This window comes from Kosakonia sp. MUSA4, assembly GCF_013085925.1.
GTDB lineage: Bacteria > Pseudomonadota > Gammaproteobacteria > Enterobacterales > Enterobacteriaceae > Kosakonia > Kosakonia sacchari_B.
Genome location: NZ_CP025697.1, coordinates 232,134 through 249,077 on the forward strand (window position 1 = coordinate 232,134; position 16,944 = coordinate 249,077).

General features: G+C 55.8%; 15 protein-coding genes. All 15 read left to right on the forward strand.

Translation table 11 applies throughout. From position 1 onward, the window contains the following. Positions 1–7 precede the first annotated feature (7 nt). The gene (gene nnr, locus C0557_RS01065; RefSeq protein ID WP_208657204.1) at positions 8–1,519 is read left to right on the forward strand and encodes a bifunctional ADP-dependent NAD(P)H-hydrate dehydratase/NAD(P)H-hydrate epimerase; all 1,512 of its coding nucleotides are present in this window, start codon (positions 8–10) and stop codon (positions 1,517–1,519) included. Further along, complete coding sequence (gene tsaE / locus C0557_RS01070) at positions 1,512–1,973, forward strand: tRNA (adenosine(37)-N6)-threonylcarbamoyltransferase complex ATPase subunit type 1 TsaE (protein WP_007372735.1); 462 nt, start codon at positions 1,512–1,514, stop codon at positions 1,971–1,973. The genes nnr and tsaE overlap by 8 nt, the downstream gene beginning before the upstream one ends. Positions 1,974–1,989: 16 nt before the next feature. Beyond that, a complete protein-coding gene (amiB, locus tag C0557_RS01075) occupies positions 1,990–3,312 on the forward strand; it encodes an N-acetylmuramoyl-L-alanine amidase AmiB (protein ID WP_208657205.1) in 1,323 nt (440 codons plus the stop codon). An 11-nt stretch (positions 3,313–3,323) separates the two neighbouring features. Then, positions 3,324–5,183, forward strand: a complete 1,860-nt coding sequence (gene mutL, locus C0557_RS01080; protein WP_208657206.1) for a DNA mismatch repair endonuclease MutL — start codon at positions 3,324–3,326, stop codon at positions 5,181–5,183. Then, positions 5,176–6,126, forward strand: a complete 951-nt coding sequence (gene miaA, locus C0557_RS01085) for a tRNA (adenosine(37)-N6)-dimethylallyltransferase MiaA (RefSeq protein ID WP_208657207.1) — start codon at positions 5,176–5,178, stop codon at positions 6,124–6,126. The genes mutL and miaA overlap by 8 nt, the downstream gene beginning before the upstream one ends. Before the next feature lie 96 nt (positions 6,127–6,222). Continuing rightward, positions 6,223–6,528 carry an RNA chaperone Hfq gene (gene hfq, locus C0557_RS01090; RefSeq protein ID WP_007372739.1) on the forward strand — a complete coding sequence of 102 codons (306 nt, stop codon included), beginning with the start codon at positions 6,223–6,225 and terminating at the stop codon, positions 6,526–6,528. Positions 6,529–6,603: 75 nt separating this feature from the next. Next, the gene (gene hflX / locus C0557_RS01095) at positions 6,604–7,884 is read left to right on the forward strand and encodes a ribosome rescue GTPase HflX (protein WP_074774192.1); all 1,281 of its coding nucleotides are present in this window, start codon (positions 6,604–6,606) and stop codon (positions 7,882–7,884) included. Between the two features lie 84 nt (positions 7,885–7,968). Continuing rightward, the gene (gene hflK, locus C0557_RS01100) at positions 7,969–9,225 is read left to right on the forward strand and encodes an FtsH protease activity modulator HflK (RefSeq protein WP_064568701.1); all 1,257 of its coding nucleotides are present in this window, start codon (positions 7,969–7,971) and stop codon (positions 9,223–9,225) included. 2 nt (positions 9,226–9,227) lie between these two features. After that, positions 9,228–10,232 carry a protease modulator HflC gene (hflC, locus tag C0557_RS01105; protein ID WP_007372742.1) on the forward strand — a complete coding sequence of 335 codons (1,005 nt, stop codon included), beginning with the start codon at positions 9,228–9,230 and terminating at the stop codon, positions 10,230–10,232. A gap of 74 nt (positions 10,233–10,306) precedes the next feature. Continuing rightward, positions 10,307–10,504, forward strand: a complete 198-nt coding sequence (locus C0557_RS01110) for a DUF2065 domain-containing protein (protein ID WP_035886960.1) — start codon at positions 10,307–10,309, stop codon at positions 10,502–10,504. 102 nt (positions 10,505–10,606) lie between these two features. Beyond that, positions 10,607–11,905, forward strand: a complete 1,299-nt coding sequence (purA, locus tag C0557_RS01115) for an adenylosuccinate synthase (RefSeq protein WP_017459166.1) — start codon at positions 10,607–10,609, stop codon at positions 11,903–11,905. A 151-nt stretch (positions 11,906–12,056) separates the two neighbouring features. Then, positions 12,057–12,482: a nitric oxide-sensing transcriptional repressor NsrR gene (gene nsrR, locus C0557_RS01120; RefSeq protein WP_208657208.1), complete on the forward strand. Its 426-nt coding sequence runs from the start codon at positions 12,057–12,059 to the stop codon at positions 12,480–12,482. Positions 12,483–12,520: 38 nt separating this feature from the next. Next, positions 12,521–14,965, forward strand: a complete 2,445-nt coding sequence (gene rnr, locus C0557_RS01125; RefSeq protein ID WP_208657209.1) for a ribonuclease R — start codon at positions 12,521–12,523, stop codon at positions 14,963–14,965. Positions 14,966–15,150: 185 nt separating this feature from the next. Next, entirely contained in the window at positions 15,151–16,167 is a 1,017-nt protein-coding gene (locus C0557_RS01130) for a D-cysteine desulfhydrase (protein ID WP_208657210.1), read from the forward strand. Further along, positions 16,160–16,912, forward strand: coding sequence for an aspartate/glutamate racemase family protein (locus tag C0557_RS01135; RefSeq protein WP_208657211.1), 753 nt, complete (start codon positions 16,160–16,162; stop codon positions 16,910–16,912). The genes C0557_RS01130 and C0557_RS01135 overlap by 8 nt, the downstream gene beginning before the upstream one ends. The last annotated feature ends 32 nt before the right edge of the window (positions 16,913–16,944 follow it).

Here is a 16,944-nt window from a genome sequence, read left to right on the forward strand (position 1 = left end):
CATAGAAATGAAGAAAAACGCAGCAAGTATACCACACTCTGTCTGGCCAACGGCTGAGATGAAACGCATGGAACGCGAGGCGGCAGACAGCCTCGGCATCACGCTCTATGAACTTATGCAGCGCGCGGGCGAAGCCGCGTTTGCCGTCGCGCGGGAGCAATTTCCTGACACGCGTAGCTGGCTGGTGCTTTGCGGGCACGGTAATAACGGCGGCGACGGCTATGTCGTGGCGCGTTTGGCGGCGGCGGCGGGCATTGCCGTGACGCTGCTGGCGCTGGAGAGTAGCAAGCCGCTGCCGGAAGAGGCCGCAACCGCGCGTGAAGCCTGGCTTGATGCAGGAGGCGTCATCCATGCCGCGGATGTCGCCTGGCCGGACGACGTGGACTTAATTATCGATGCCTTGCTCGGTACGGGGCTTACCAGCGCGCCGCGCGACGATGTCGCCGCGCTGATTGAACATGCCAACCTACATTCCGCGCCGGTGCTGGCGCTGGATATCCCCTCCGGCCTGAATGCGCAAACCGGCACGACGCCGGGCGCAGTCATTCAGGCGCAGCACACCGTGACGTTTATCGCGCTTAAACCGGGCTTGCTGACCGGCAAAGCGCGTGATGTCGTCGGTCAGTTGCATCACCATGCGCTGGGGCTTGAACCCTGGCTTAACGGCCAGCAAGCGCCGCTTTTCCGTTTTGATGAGAGCCAGTTAGCGCAGTGGTTGCCACCGCGCCGTCCAACAGCGCATAAAGGCGATCATGGGCGGCTGGTGATCATTGGCGGCGATCACGGTACGGCGGGTGCCATCCGTATGGCCGGTGAAGCTGCGCTGCGCGCAGGTGCCGGCCTGGTTCGCGTGCTGACGCGTAGCGAGAATATCCCCCCCATTATCACTGCCCGCCCGGAACTTATGGTCCATGAGCTGACGGCGGCATCGCTGGATGAAAGCCTGGAGTGGGCGGATGTGGTGGTGATAGGGCCAGGGCTTGGGCAGCAAGAGTGGGGCAAAAAAGCGCTGCAAAAAGTGGAGAATTTTCGTAAGCCGATGCTGTGGGACGCCGATGCGTTGAACCTTCTGGCAATCAATCCCGATAAACGTCACAATCGCGTACTGACGCCGCATCCCGGCGAGGCAGCGCGTTTACTCAACTGTAGCGTGGCGGAAATCGAAAGCGATCGCTTACTTTCTGCTCAACGTCTGGTAAAACGTTACGCTGGCGTGGTGGTGCTGAAAGGCGCTGGTACAGTGGTGGCGAGCGAGGCCGGTGAGACAGGCATTGTTGATGCCGGAAATGCCGGAATGGCGAGCGGTGGCATGGGCGACGTGCTGTCGGGCATTATTGGCGCGCTGCTCGGTCAGAAACTCAGTTTGTATGATGCGGCTTGCGCCGGATGCGTCGCGCATGGCGCAGCGGCCGACAGACAGGCGGCGCAATATGGTCAGCGCGGTATGCTGGCCACCGATCTTTTTATGACGCTTTTGCGTGTTGTTAACCCGGATGTAGTTGATACAAAAGATGATTAATCGAGTTATTCCTTTACCTGACGAGCAATCGACACTGGATCTCGGCAACCGCGTGGCGCAGGCCTGCGACGGCGCGACGGTGATTTATCTGTATGGCGATCTCGGTGCGGGTAAAACCACTTTTAGCCGGGGCTTTTTGCAGGCTTTAGGTCATCACGGGAATGTCAAAAGCCCGACTTATACGCTGGTGGAGCCTTACACCCTCGATAAGCTGATGGTGTATCACTTCGATCTCTACCGCCTTGCGGACCCGGAGGAGCTGGAGTTTATGGGGATCCGCGATTATTTTGCCAACGACGCGATTTGCCTGGTCGAGTGGCCGCAACAAGGTGCGGGTGTACTGCCTGACCCGGATGTCGAAATCCATTTAGATTACCAGGCGCAGGGGCGTGAGGCGCGCATTCGTGCTGTTTCCTCATCTGGCGAGTCGTTGCTGGCGCGTATGGCCGGTTAACAGGAAGGGTGACGGGATGATCTCTCGCGTGAAAGGTTGGTTGGCGGCAGTTCTTTTGCTGGCGTGTGCTCACGCTGGCGCAGCAAGTTTAGCCGATATTCAGGTGTCCAATGGCGACAGCCAGGCGCGTATCACCTTTAGCTTTATGGGCGATCCTGAGTATGCGTTTTCGCAGCAGGGTAAGCGCAGCGTGGCGCTGGATATCAAACAGACCGGCGTTATTCAGGGATTGCCGTTGCAGTTCAGCGGCAACAATCTGGTGAAAAGTATTCGCGCAGGTACGGCAAAAGATAACCAGTCGATCCGCCTGGTAGTGGATCTGACGCAGAACGGCAAAACCCGTGCGGTGAAACAGCAAAACGGCGCGGGTTACAAGGTGGTATTTACCATCGATGCTGATGTCCCGCCGCCGCCGCCGGTGGTGGCGAAGCGTGTCGAGACGCCTGTTGTTACGCCGCGCCAGACACAGCCTGGACGCAATCCGTTTAAATCAGACAATGACCGTATTACCAGTGTTACCAGCAGCAACACCGTGACGCGTCCGGCGGTGCAATCGCGCACGGTATCCGGCGACAAAGTGGTGATTGCGATTGACGCCGGGCACGGTGGCCAGGATCCTGGCGCAATTGGTTCCGGCGGCACGGAGGAGAAAAACGTCACCATCTCCATTGCTCGTAAATTGCGTGCGTTGCTGAATGACGATCCCATGTTCAAACCGGTGATGACCCGCGACGGCGACTATTTTATCTCCGTAATGGGGCGTTCCGATGTGGCGCGTAAGCAGAACGCCAACTTTCTTGTCTCGATCCACGCCGATGCTGCGCCAAACCGTGACGCTACCGGTGCGTCGGTCTGGGTGCTGTCGAACCGTCGTGCCAACAGCGAGATGGCGGGCTGGCTGGAGCAGCATGAGAAACAATCCGAATTGCTGGGCGGCGCGGGCGACATGCTGGCGAACAGCCAGTCTGACCCCTACCTCAGCCAGGCTGTGCTCGATTTACAGTTCGGCCATTCTCAGCGCGTAGGTTATGATGTCGCCACGGACATACTGGGCCAGCTCCAGCGCGTGGGGGCATTACATAAACGCCGCCCGGAACATGCCAGCCTTGGCGTGCTGCGTTCGCCGGATATTCCGTCGGTACTGGTCGAAACGGGTTTTATCAGCAACAGCGGTGAAGAGCGCTTGCTGGCCAGCGATGCGTATCAGCAGCAAATCGCCGAAGCGATTTACGGTGGCCTGCGTAACTATTTCCTCGCTCATCCATTGCAATCCGCGCCGCAGGGCGGAGGTGGGCAAACAGCCAGCGCCGCAGCGCCTGCAAGCGGTCTGCTTAACTAAGGATATTTTTCATGCCGATACAGGTTCTACCGCCGCAGCTTGCGAACCAGATCGCCGCTGGCGAAGTGGTTGAACGCCCTGCGTCGGTGGTGAAAGAGTTGGTGGAAAACAGCCTTGATGCCGGAGCGACGCGTATCGATATCGACATCGAACGCGGCGGTGCGAAGCTTATTCGCATCCGCGATAATGGCAGCGGCATCAAGAAAGACGAGCTGGCGCTTGCGCTGGCTCGCCATGCCACCAGTAAAATCGCCTCGCTTGACGATCTGGAAGCGATTATCAGCCTCGGTTTTCGTGGCGAAGCGCTGGCCAGTATCAGTTCAGTCTCCCGTTTAACGCTCACCTCCCGTACCGCCGATCAGCAAGAAGCGTGGCAAGCCTACGCGGAAGGCCGCGATATGGACGTAACGGTAAAACCTGCTGCGCACCCTGTTGGCACCACGCTGGAAGTGCTGGATCTGTTCTACAACACGCCGGCGCGGCGTAAGTTTATGCGTACGGAAAAAACCGAGTTTGGTCATATCGATGAGGTGATCCGTCGCATTGCACTGGCGCGTTTTGACGTCACTATCAATCTGAATCACAACGGTAAAATGGTGCGCCAGTACCGCGCAGTTGCCGAAGGAGCACCAAAAGAGCGTCGGCTTGGCGCGATATGCGGCACGGCGTTTCTGGAACAGGCGCTGGAGATTGCATGGCAGCACGGCGATTTATCTCTGCATGGCTGGGTGGCCGATCCTAAAAGCACCAGCAACGCGTTTGCTGAGATCCAGTATTGCTACGTGAATGGTCGCATGATGCGCGACCGGTTAATTAATCACGCCATTCGACAAGCATGTGAAGATAAGCTGGGTGCCGATCAGCAGCCTGCTTTTGTGCTTTATCTGAAAATTGACCCGCACCAGGTGGATGTGAATGTGCATCCGGCAAAACATGAAGTACGCTTCCATCAATCGCGTCTGGTGCATGATTTTATCTATCAGGGCGTATTGAGTGTGCTGCAACAGCAGCTCGAAACGCCGCTTCAACTGGAAGAGGAGCCTGCGCCGCGCGCGTTGCCGGAGAACCGTGTTGCAGCCGGGCGTAACCAGTTTGCTGCGCCACCCGTTGCCCGGGAACCCGATGCACCGCGTTATTCATCACCTGCTTCCGGCGCATCACGCGGGGGCAACGGTGCTACGGGGCAACCGTGGCCGAATGCGCAGCCGGGGTATCAGAAACAGCAGGGGGCGCTCTATCGCCAGTTGCTGGAAACGCCCGCGGCTGAACGTAAAACCGAAAGCGTTACTTCTGTTGCTCCTGCACTGGAAGGGCATTGCCAGAGTTTTGGCCGCGTGCTGACTTTGATCGCACCGCATTTTGCCTTGCTTGAGCGTGATGGCAACCTTGCGCTGTTGGCGCTGCCGGTGGCTGAACGTTGGCTGCGACTGGCGCAGCTTTCCCCGGACAATGCGCCGGTATGCGGCCAGCCGCTGCTGATCCCGGTACGTTTAAAAATCTCCACTGAGGAGAGTACGGCGCTGAAGCGTGCACAGCCGGTGCTGGCAGTAATGGGGATTGAATTGCTGCTGGATGGCCAGCATGTGACCATTCGTGCAGTGCCTTTACCCTTGCGCCAACAAAATTTACAAATCTTGATTCCTGCTCTGATAGGCTACCTGGCGCAGCAGACAAGCATTGATGCGGTGAATATAGCCCAGTGGCTGGCTCGTCATCTGGCGAGCGATCATCCGCAATGGAGTGTGGCGCAGGCGATTACCCTGCTGGCCGACGTCGAACGGCTTTGTCCGCATCTGGTGAAGACTCCGCCAGATGGTTTATTACAACCTGTAGAGCTACAAACGGCGATGAACGCCCTGAAACATGAGTGAAGTGAGTAAGGCAAGCCTGCCGAAGGCAATTTTTTTGATGGGGCCGACGGCCTCCGGCAAGACTGCGTTAGCCATTGAGTTACGTAAAGTTTTGCCAGTAGAGTTGATAAGCGTTGATTCTGCCCTTATTTATCAGGGCATGGATATCGGCACCGCCAAGCCGAGCGCGGAAGAATTACGCGCCGCACCGCACCGGTTGCTGGACATTCTCGATCCCGCGCAGGTTTATTCCGCCGCCGATTTTCGCCGCGATGCACTGGCGGCGATGCAGGAGATCACCGAAGCAGGGCGCATTCCTCTGCTGGTGGGCGGTACAATGCTCTACTTTAAAGCGCTACTGGAAGGGTTATCGCCCCTGCCATCAGCAGATGCAAAAGTCAGAGCGGAAATAGAAAAACAGGCGGCAGAGCGTGGATGGGAAGCGTTGCATCAGCAGTTACGGGAGATTGACCCCGTTGCGGCAGCGCGGATTCATCCAAATGATCCGCAAAGGCTTTCCCGGGCACTGGAAGTTTTTTTCATTTCGGGTAAAACTTTAACGGATCTGACGCAAACGTCAGGAGACGCTCTGCCTTACCAGGTGCATCAGTTCGCCATCGCCCCGGCGAGCCGTGAACTGCTCCATCAACGGATCGAGCAGCGTTTTCATCAGATGTTAGCTTCAGGTTTTGAAGCAGAAGTGCGGGCGCTTTTTGCTCGCGGAGATTTGCATACGGATATGCCTTCCATTCGTTGTGTGGGATACCGCCAGATGTGGTCGTATCTTGAAGGTGAAATCACATACGATGAAATGGTTTATCGAGGTATTTGCGCCACGAGGCAGTTAGCCAAGCGGCAGATAACCTGGTTGCGGGGCTGGGATGGCGTTCACTGGTTAGAGAGTGAAAAGCCAGAAAAGTCTTACCGTGACGTGTTACAGGTTGTTAGTGCTATCGCAGGGTGAATGTGTACAATTAAGTCGTATCGTGCGCGAATTTTTACGCAGTTTTCAGAACCTTCGGGTTCTAAGTACAAAACAAGCATATAAGGAAAAGATAGAATGGCTAAGGGGCAATCTTTACAAGATCCGTTCCTGAACGCACTGCGTCGGGAACGTGTTCCAGTTTCAATTTATTTGGTGAATGGTATTAAGCTGCAAGGGCAAATTGAGTCTTTCGATCAGTTCGTGATTCTGTTGAAGAACACGGTCAGCCAGATGGTCTATAAGCACGCGATTTCTACTGTTGTTCCATCTCGTCCGGTTTCTCATCACAGCAACAATGCGGGCGGCGGTACCAGCAGTAACTACCATCACGGTAGCAACGCGCAGGGCTCTGCACAGCAAGACGGCGAAGAAACCGAATAAGGTTGACGGCTGATTTTCCAGATCGGGGAGCCAGTTAAGCTGTGTTCCCCGCTGGTATTTTATGAGGGTTTACGCTTGTTTGACCGTTATGACGCCGGTGAGCAGGCGGTACTGGTACACATCTATTTTTCGCAAGACAAAGATATGGAAGATCTCCAGGAGTTTGAATCTCTGGTTTCTTCCGCCGGTGTCGAAGCAATGCAGGTGATTACCGGTAGCCGTAAAGCACCGCACCCCAAGTACTTTGTTGGTGAAGGTAAAGCAGTAGAAATTGCGGATGCCGTAAAAGCAGCGGGCGCTTCCGTCGTGCTCTTTGATCATGCGCTAACCCCCGCCCAGGAACGAAACCTGGAGAGACTGTGCGAATGTCGGGTTATCGATCGCACTGGTCTGATTTTAGATATTTTTGCCCAACGTGCGCGCACGCACGAGGGGAAATTGCAGGTTGAGCTGGCGCAGTTGCGCCATCTGGCGACGCGTCTGGTGCGTGGCTGGACCCACCTTGAACGACAAAAAGGCGGGATTGGTTTGCGCGGTCCGGGTGAAACCCAGCTCGAAACCGACCGTCGTTTGCTGCGTAATCGAATTACCCAGATCCTCTCGCGTCTTGAAAAAGTTGAGAAGCAGCGCGAGCAGGGACGTCGCTCCCGCATGAAAGCCGATATTCCAACGGTTTCGCTGGTGGGCTATACCAACGCCGGTAAATCCACGTTGTTTAACCAGATTACCGAAGCGCAAGTCTACGCGGCGGATCAGCTATTTGCGACGCTGGATCCCACGCTTCGTCGCATTGACGTAGCGGATGTCGGCGAAACCGTGCTGGCCGATACGGTCGGGTTTATTCGCCATCTGCCGCACGATCTGGTGGCTGCATTTAAAGCGACCTTGCAGGAGACGCGTCAGGCGACGCTGCTGCTGCATGTTATTGACGCCGCCGATGTGCGCGTGCAAGAGAACATTGATGCAGTGAATACGGTGCTTGAAGAGATTGAAGCGCACGAGATCCCAACGCTGCTGGTGATGAATAAGATCGATATGCTGGAAGATTTTGAGCCGCGTATCGACCGGGATGAAGAGAATAAACCAATTCGCGTCTGGCTCTCTGCGCAGACGGGCGTTGGCGTACCACTGTTATTCCAGGCTTTAACAGAGCGTCTTTCCGGTGAAGTCGCGCAGCACACGTTGCGTTTACCACCGCAGGCAGGGCGTCTGAGAAGTCGGTTTTACCAGCTTCAGGCAATAGAAAAAGAGTGGATGGAAGACGATGGCAGCGTAGGTATGCAGGTGCGTATGCCGATTGTCGACTGGCGTCGACTCTGTAAACAAGAACCGGCACTCGAAGAATACGTCGTTTGACCGGCAGCCTGAAGATTTTTCCCCTTTGGGGGTGCCCGCGAGGCCGGGCATACACCGCACGATATATACATATGGAGCACATACATGGCGTGGAATCAGCCCGGTAACAACGGACAGGACCGCGACCCGTGGGGAAGCAGCAAACCAGGCGGCAACTCTGAGGGAAATGGAAACAAAGGCGGTCGCGATCAGGGGCCACCTGATCTGGATGATATTTTCCGCAAACTGAGTAAAAAGCTCGGTGGCCTGGGCGGTGGTAAGAGTACCGGCGGCGCGCCTGGTTCCTCTGGCCCTCGCGGTCAGGCGGGCGGACGCATTGTCGGCATCGTTGCCGCTGCAGCCGTGATTATCTGGGCTGCGACCGGGTTCTATACCATTAAAGAAGCAGAACGCGGCGTCGTTACGCGCTTCGGCAAGTTCAGCCATTTGGTTGAGCCAGGTCTGAACTGGAAGCCAACCTTTATCGATAGCGTGACGGCGGTAAACGTCGAATCGGTTCGTGAACTGGCGGCTTCCGGCGTGATGCTTACTTCTGATGAAAACGTCGTGCGCGTTGAGATGAACGTGCAGTACCGCGTGACCGATCCTGAGCGTTACCTGTTCAGCGTTACCAGCGCCGACGACAGTCTGCGCCAGGCAACCGACAGCGCCCTGCGCGGTGTAATCGGTAAATATTCCATGGATCGTATTCTGACCGAAGGGCGTACCGTTATTCGTAGCGATACCCAGCGTGAGCTGGAAGAGACCATTCGTCCGTACAACATGGGGATTACCCTGCTCGACGTCAACTTCCAGGCTGCGCGCCCGCCGGAAGAGGTGAAGGCTGCGTTTGACGACGCGATTGCAGCACGTGAAAACGAGCAGCAGTACATCCGTGAAGCGGAAGCTTACAGCAACGAAGTACAGCCGCGCGCAAACGGCCAGGCACAGCGTATTCTCGAAGAGGCGCGTGCTTATAAGACGCAGACCGTCCTGGAAGCGCAGGGTGAAGTGGCGCGTTTCGCGAAGATCCTGCCGGAATATAAAGCCGCGCCGGAAATTACCCGCGAGCGTCTGTATATCGAAACCATGGAAAAAGTGCTGAGCCATACCCGCAAGGTGCTGGTTAACGATAAAGGCGGCAACCTGATGGTGCTGCCGCTGGATCAGATGCTGAAAGGCGGCGCGAGCGCGCCTGCGGCAAAGAGTGATAGCAGTGGCGCAAACAACCTGCTGCGCCTGCCGCCTGCGTCAAACTCTGGCAGCAGTGCAAACAGCGCCCCGGCACCATCTGCCGGAGACATCATGGACCAACGCCGCGTAAACGCGCAGCGTAACGACTACCAGCGTCAGGGGGAATAACGATGCGTAAGTCAGTTATCGCGATCATCATCATCGTGCTGGTAGTGCTCTACACCTCTATTTTTGTGGTGAAAGAAGGCGAGCGCGGAATTTCGCTGCGCTTTGGTAAGGTATTGCGCGACGACGAAAATAAACCGCTGGTTTATGAGCCGGGCTTGCACTTTAAGCTGCCGTTTATCGAATCGGTTAAACTGCTTGATGCGCGTATTCAGACCATGGATAACCAGGCCGATCGCTTTGTTACTAAAGAGAAGAAAGACCTGATTGTTGACTCTTATATCAAGTGGCGCATCAGCGATTTCAGCCGTTATTACCTGGCGACCGGCGGCGGTGACGTCTCCCAGGCCGAGGTGCTGCTGAAACGTAAGTTTTCTGACCGTCTGCGTTCTGAAATTGGTCGTCTGGATGTGAAAGACATCGTTACCGATTCTCGTGGCCGTCTGACTCTGGAAGTGCGTGATGCGCTGAACTCCGGTTCTGCGGGGACGGAAGACGAAGTGGCGACGCCGGCAGCAGATGACGCCATTGCGAAAGCCGCAGAGCGCGTACAGGCTGAAACCAACGGTAAAGTACCGGTTATCAACCCGAACAGTATGGCGGCGCTGGGTATCGAAGTGATCGACGTGCGTATCAAGCAGATCAACCTGCCGGCAGAAGTGTCGGATGCGATCTACAACCGTATGCGCGCCGAGCGTGAAGCGGTAGCCCGTCGTCACCGTTCGCAGGGCCAGGAAGAAGCGGAAAAACTGCGTGCTGCCGCGGATTACGAAGTGACGAAAACACTGGCGGAATCTGAGCGTCAGGGGCGTATCCTGCGCGGTGAAGGTGATGCTGAAGCGGCAAAACTGTTTGCCGATGCCTTTAGCCAGGACCCGGATTTCTATGCCTTTATCCGTAGCCTGCGCGCATACGAAAATAGTTTTGATAGCAACCAGGATGTGATGGTGCTCAGCCCGGACAGCGATTTCTTCCGTTATATGAAAACGCCGACTTCCGCGACGCGCTAAGTTTGCGCCTGCGGTTTTCATGGTAAAAACCACCGCCAAAACCCGGCGGTGGTTTTGTTTTTTAAGGATTAGACATGAATTCGACAATCTGGCTCGCCCTGGCGCTGGTTTTGGTCTTTGAAGGCCTTGGTCCGATGCTTTATCCGCGTGCCTGGCGGCGTATGATTGCCTCGCTGAGCCTGCTTCCGGACCATCTTCTGCGTCGTTTTGGCGGTGGGCTTGTGGTTGCGGGAGTAGTGATCTACTACATGTTGAGGAAAACGATTGGCTGAGTGAAAAGTGGGCGTCTTTGGTCAATTTTGCGCGGAAAAAGTGCTGAATCTGAAAAAAAGCGGTGGTAGAATCCATTTTTAAGCAAACGGTGATTTTGAAAAATGGGTAACAACGTCGTCGTACTGGGCACCCAATGGGGTGACGAAGGTAAAGGGAAGATTGTTGATCTTCTGACTGAACGGGCTAAATATGTTGTGCGCTACCAGGGCGGTCACAACGCAGGCCATACTCTCGTAATCAACGGTGAAAAAACCGTCCTCCATCTTATTCCATCAGGCATTCTTCGCGAAAACGTCACCAGCATTATCGGTAACGGCGTTGTGCTGTCTCCGGCGGCGCTGATGAAAGAGATGAAAGAACTGGAAGACCGTGGTATCCCGGTTCGTGAACGTCTGCTGCTTTCCGAAGCATGCCCGTTAATCCTTGATTATCACGTGGCGCTTGACGTTGCGCGTGAAAAAGCGCGCGGCGCGAAAGCTATCGGCACCACCGGCCGTGGCATCGGCCCTGCGTACGAAGATAAAGTGGCTCGTCGCGGTCTGCGCGTGGGCGATCTGTTCGATAAAGCGACTTTCGCCGACAAACTGAAAGAAGTGATGGAATATCACAACTTCCAACTGGTGAACTTCTACAAAGTGGAAGCCGTTGACTACCAGAAAGTGCTGGATGATGTGATGGCGATTGCCGACATCCTGACTGCGATGGTTGTGGATGTTTCCGACCTGCTGGATCAGGCGCGTAAACGTGGCGATTTCGTCATGTTCGAAGGCGCACAGGGTACGCTGCTGGACATCGATCACGGCACCTATCCGTACGTAACCTCTTCCAACACCACGGCTGGCGGCGTCGCTACCGGTTCTGGTCTTGGTCCGCGTTACGTTGATTACGTGCTGGGTATTATCAAAGCATACTCCACGCGTGTGGGCGCAGGTCCGTTCCCGACCGAGCTGTTCGACGATATTGGCGAGTTCCTGTGCAAACAGGGTAACGAATACGGTGCTACTACCGGTCGCCGCCGCCGTACCGGCTGGCTGGATGCGGTTGCGGTGCGTCGCGCCGTGCAGATCAACTCCCTCTCTGGCTTCTGCCTGACCAAGCTGGACGTGCTGGATGGCCTGAAAGAGGTGAAAATCTGCGTTGCTTATCGTATGCCAGATGGCCGCGAAGTGACGACCACGCCGCTGGCTGCTGACAACTGGGAAGGTATCGAACCGATTTACGAAACCATGCCTGGCTGGTCTGAGTCTACTTTTGGTGTGAAAGATCGCAGCGGTCTGCCGCAGGCGGCGCTGAATTACATCAAACGTATTGAAGAACTTACTGGTGTGCCGATTGATATTATCTCAACTGGCCCGGATCGTACTGAAACCATGATCCTGCGCGATCCGTTCGACGCGTAATGTTGTTCCGGGGCGCGTTTTGCGCGTCCCGTCTCCTCGCTTTTTTTACCCTTCTGTTCAAATAAATTAGCGGCATGACTAGTGGCTGGTTTATCATCAATAGAGTCAATACCTGCGGGTATCTCATCTTTTCCCATTTACTGAGGTTGATGTGCAGTTAACGAGTTTTACCGATTATGGTTTACGCGCCCTGATCTATATGGCATCGCTGCCTGATGGAAAAATGACCAGTATTACTGAAGTCACAGAAACCTATGGCGTATCCCGTAATCATATGGTCAAAATAATCAACCAGTTAAGTCGTGAAGGCTATGTCACGGCCGTGAGAGGGAAAAACGGTGGGATTCGGCTGGGGAAACCCGCGCAGGATATCCGCATTGGTGATGTCGTCCGTTCGCTGGAGCCGCTTGCGCTGGTCAATTGCAGCAGCGAATTTTGCCATATCACCACTGCATGCCGCCTGAAAAAGGCGCTTGCCAAAGCCGTGCAAAGTTTTCTCAAGGAGCTGGATAACTACACGTTGGCCGATTTGGTTGAAGAGAATCAACCGCTTTACAAATTATTGCTGGTGGAATGACGAAAATTTCCGCCAGAGCTGACTACGGAGGACCCGCAATGTCACAAGATCCTTTCCTCGAACGAGAATCTGAAAAATATACCAACCCCATTCCCAGCCGCGAATTTATCCTCGATCACTTAGCCAAACGCGAAAAACCAGCCAGCCGCGATGAACTGGCGGTTGAACTGAAAATCGAAGGCGAAGAACAAAATGAAGCGCTGCGCCGTCGTTTGCGCGCCATGGAGCGTGACGGCCAGCTGGTGTTCACCCGCCGTCAGTGCTACGCCTTGCCGGAACGTCTGGACTTGCTGAAAGGTGTGGTGATCGGCCACCGCGACGGCTATGGCTTCCTGCGCGTCGAAGGGCGTAAAGACGATCTTTACCTCTCCAGCGAGCAGATGAAAACCTGCATCCACGGTGACCAGGTGCTGGCGCAGCCGCTGGGTGCCGATCGCAAAGGCCGCCGCGAAGCGCGTATCGTACGTATTCTGGTGCCCAAAACCGGGCAAATTGTTGGCCGTTACTTCACCGATGCTGGCGTCGGTTTTGTGGTGCCGGACGACAGCCGCATGAGCTTTGACATTCTGATTCCGCCGGAAGAAACCATGAGCGCGCGCATGGGCTTTGTGGTGGTGGTGGAGTTAACCCAGCGTCCGACACGCCGCACCAAAGCACTTGGCAAGATTGTTGAAGTGCTCGGCGACAATATGGGTACCGGCATGGCCGTCGATATGGCGCTGCGTACCCATGAAATTCCCTACCAGTGGCCGCCAGAAGTTGAAAAACAGATTGCCGGGCTGAAAGAGCAAGTACCGGAAGAGGCAAAAGCGGGACGTGTGGATCTGCGCGATCTGCCGTTGGTCACTATTGATGGCGAAGACGCCCGCGATTTCGATGACGCTGTCTATTGCGAGAAAAAACGCGGCGGCGGCTGGCGTTTGTGGGTGGCAATTGCCGATGTGAGCTATTACGTGCGCCACGGAACATCGCTCGACAACGAAGCGCGCAATCGTGGCACATCGGTATACTTCCCGTCGCAGGTCGTGCCTATGCTGCCGGAAGTGCTCTCAAACGGTCTCTGTTCGCTCAACCCGCAGGTGGATCGCCTGTGTATGGTCTGCGAAATGACCGTCTCGACGAAAGGCCGTTTAACCGGTTTTAAATTCTACGAAGCGGTGATGAGCTCCCATGCGCGTCTGACCTACACCAAAGTGTGGCATATGTTGCAGGGCGATCAGGAGCTGCGCGAGCAGTATGCGCCGCTGGTGAAGCATATCGAAGAGTTGCATAACCTCTACAAAGTGCTCGACCAGGCGCGTGCTGAACGCGGCGGCATCTCGTTTGAGAGTGAAGAAGCGAAGTTTATCTTCAACGCCGAGCGCCGTATTGAACGCATCGAACAGACCCAGCGTAACGATGCGCACAAACTGATTGAAGAGTGCATGATCCTCGCCAACATCTCGGCAGCGCGCTTCGTCGAGAAAGCCAGCGAACCGGCGCTGTTCCGTATTCACGATAAACCGACCACCGATGCGATCACCGCATTCCGTTCCGTGCTCGCCGAGCTGGGGCTGGAACTGCCGGGCGGCAACAAACCGGAACCGCGCGATTATGCCGAGTTGCTGGAGTCGATTGCCGATCGTCCCGATCACGAGATGCTGCAAACTATGCTGCTGCGCTCGATGAAACAGGCGATTTACGATCCGGAAAACCGTGGTCACTTCGGGCTGGCGCTGCAATCCTATGCGCACTTTACGTCGCCGATCCGCCGTTATCCGGACTTGTCATTGCACCGCGCCATTAAGTATCTGCTGGCGAAAGAGCAGGGGCTGAAGGGCAACAGCACTGAAACCGGCGGCTGGCACTACAGCATGGAAGAGGTGCTGCAACTGGGCCAGCACTGTTCGATGACCGAACGCCGCGCAGATGAAGCCACCCGTGAAGTGTCGGACTGGCTGAAGTGCGATTTCATGCAGGATCAGGTGGGCAACACCTTCCCGGGCGTTATCGCCAGCGTCACCGGCTTCGGTTTCTTTGTGCGCCTGAACGATCTGTTTATCGATGGCCTGGTGCATGTCTCCTCGCTGGACAACGACTACTACCGTTTTGACCAGATTGGTCAGCGCCTGATTGGCGAATCCGGCGGGCAAACCTATCGCCTCGGCGATCGGGTGGAAGTGAAGGTTGAAGCCGTCAATATGGATGAGCGTAAGATCGACTTCTCGCTGATCTCCAGCGAACGCGCGCCGCGCAATGTCGGTAAAACCGAGCGTGAAAGAACGAAAAAAGGCGCTGCGGGTAAAAACGTTGGCGGTAAAAAACCGCCGCGTCGCCAGATGGGGAAAAAGGTGAATTTTGAGCCGGACAGTGCCTTCCGCGGTGATGCCGCAGGTAAAGGTAAAAGCAAAGCGAAAAAAGCCAAAAACCCCTCGGCAAAAACGCAAAAAATAGCCGCAGCCACCAAAGCTAAACGCGCGGCGAAAAAGAAAGTCGAGCAGTAATATCCGCGAAGCCCTTCCACTGTGAAGGGCTTTTTTTATAGCTTAGCTATTTCCTGCACATCGATATTTATTATTTATCGTTAGCCTGCGAACACAGATCTATATAGTAAATATCCATCTCGTATTTACCGAATTAAAACCGTGGCATTTCGCTTCGGTTGGTCTCTGTTTTCCAAGGAGCGATTATGCATCTGGCCCGTTTCCCCCGCCTGTCATTAGGTCATTTCCCGACGCCGTTAGAACCGCTGGAGAAGTTAAGCGCGCTGCTGGGCGGTCCCAAAATATGGATCAAACGCGATGACGCTACCGGTCTGGCGACGGGCGGCAATAAAACCCGCAAGCTGGAATTTTTGCTGGCGGATGCGCTGGCGAAAAACGCAGACGTAATTATTACCCAGGGCGCAACGCAGTCGAACCACGTCCGGCAAACCATTGCTGGCGCTGCGAAACTCGGGCTGGCAAGTAAAGTGCTGCTGGAAAAACGCGTCACCGATTTTGGTGAAGATTATCAGCGCTCTGGCAACATCCTGCTGGATGAGTTGCTGGGCGGTGAAATTGTCGCCCATCTGCCGGGCGGCACGGATATGCAAAAAGCCATGGAAGAGTATGCCGAACAGTTGCGCGAACAGGGACATCGCCCGTATGTCATCCCCGGCGGCGGCTCCAACGCCATCGGCGCGCTGGGTTACGTTGCTTGCGCCGAAGAGCTGTTATTCCAGTCCTCACAGTTACGGCTACGCATCGATCATGTCGTCCACGCGACCGGCAGCACCGGGACGCAAGCCGGGCTGGTGGCAGGTTTCACCGCTACTAACAGCCATGTGCCGGTGCTGGGCATCAGCGTCCGCGCGCCGAAAGCGAAGCAGGAAGAGAACGTCTGGAACCTGGCATCACGCACGCGCGAACTGCTGGGCGTGGCGGGCGATCTGCCACGTGAAGCGGTAGCCGCCAATAGCGATTACGTCGGTGATGGTTACGGTTTGCCGACAGAAGGCATGCTGGAAGCGCTGACGCTGTTTGCCCGCCATGAAGGCATTTTGCTCGACCCGGTTTATTCCGGTAAAGGCGCCGCCGGGCTTATTGATCTGATTCGCAAAGGCTACTTCACGCATGACGAAAATGTGGTGTTTATCCACACCGGCGGCTCAGCCGGGCTATTCGGTTACCGCCAGGTGCTGGAGGCGCATGCCCGCCATGGCTAAACCCTTCTTACTGGGCGTGCTGGGCGGCATGGGGCCGCTCGCCACGCTCGATTTTCAGCACAAGCTGTTACAGGCGACACCTGCCGATAGCGACCAGCAGCAACTGCCGTCGGTGGTGTGGAACGTGCCGCAAATCGCCGATCGGCAAAAAGCGCTGGCCGGGCTGGGGCCATCGCCGCTGCCGCAGTTGCTTCGGGGAATTGAAAAGCTTAATCAGGCGGGCGCCAGCCATATCGCTATTCCCTGCAACACCGCGCATCACTGGTATGACGAACTCAGCCGCGCCAGCAACGCGCCGCTGTTGCACATTGTGGATGCCACAATGGCGTCGCTGGCGAATTTAGTGCACAGACCTCAGCGGGTTGGGCTGATTGCCACGCAAGGCACGCTGGATGCGGGTTGGTATCAGCAGCGCCTGGCACAGCAGGGAATTGAGGTGCTGCTGCCGAATGACGATGAACTGCAACAGTGGTTTGTGCCCGGCTGTTATGCCGTGAAACGCGGCGCACTGCGTGAGGGCGGTGAATTGCTGGCAAAGCAGGCAAATGCGTTACTGGCGCGCGGCGCGCAACAGTTGATTCTGGCTTGTACTGAAGTGCCGGTTGCGCTGGAAGCGATTGCCGCGCCGTTTCTCGCACAAACCTGCGATCCGTCACAGGCGCTGGCGCAGCAGTGCGCACAAATCTGGCTCGATTATCGCCATTCTTATTCCACGTATATCCAACGCAATAATTCGAATAAATAAAAGCGCCGCCTGTCGATATAGTAGTTCGGCGC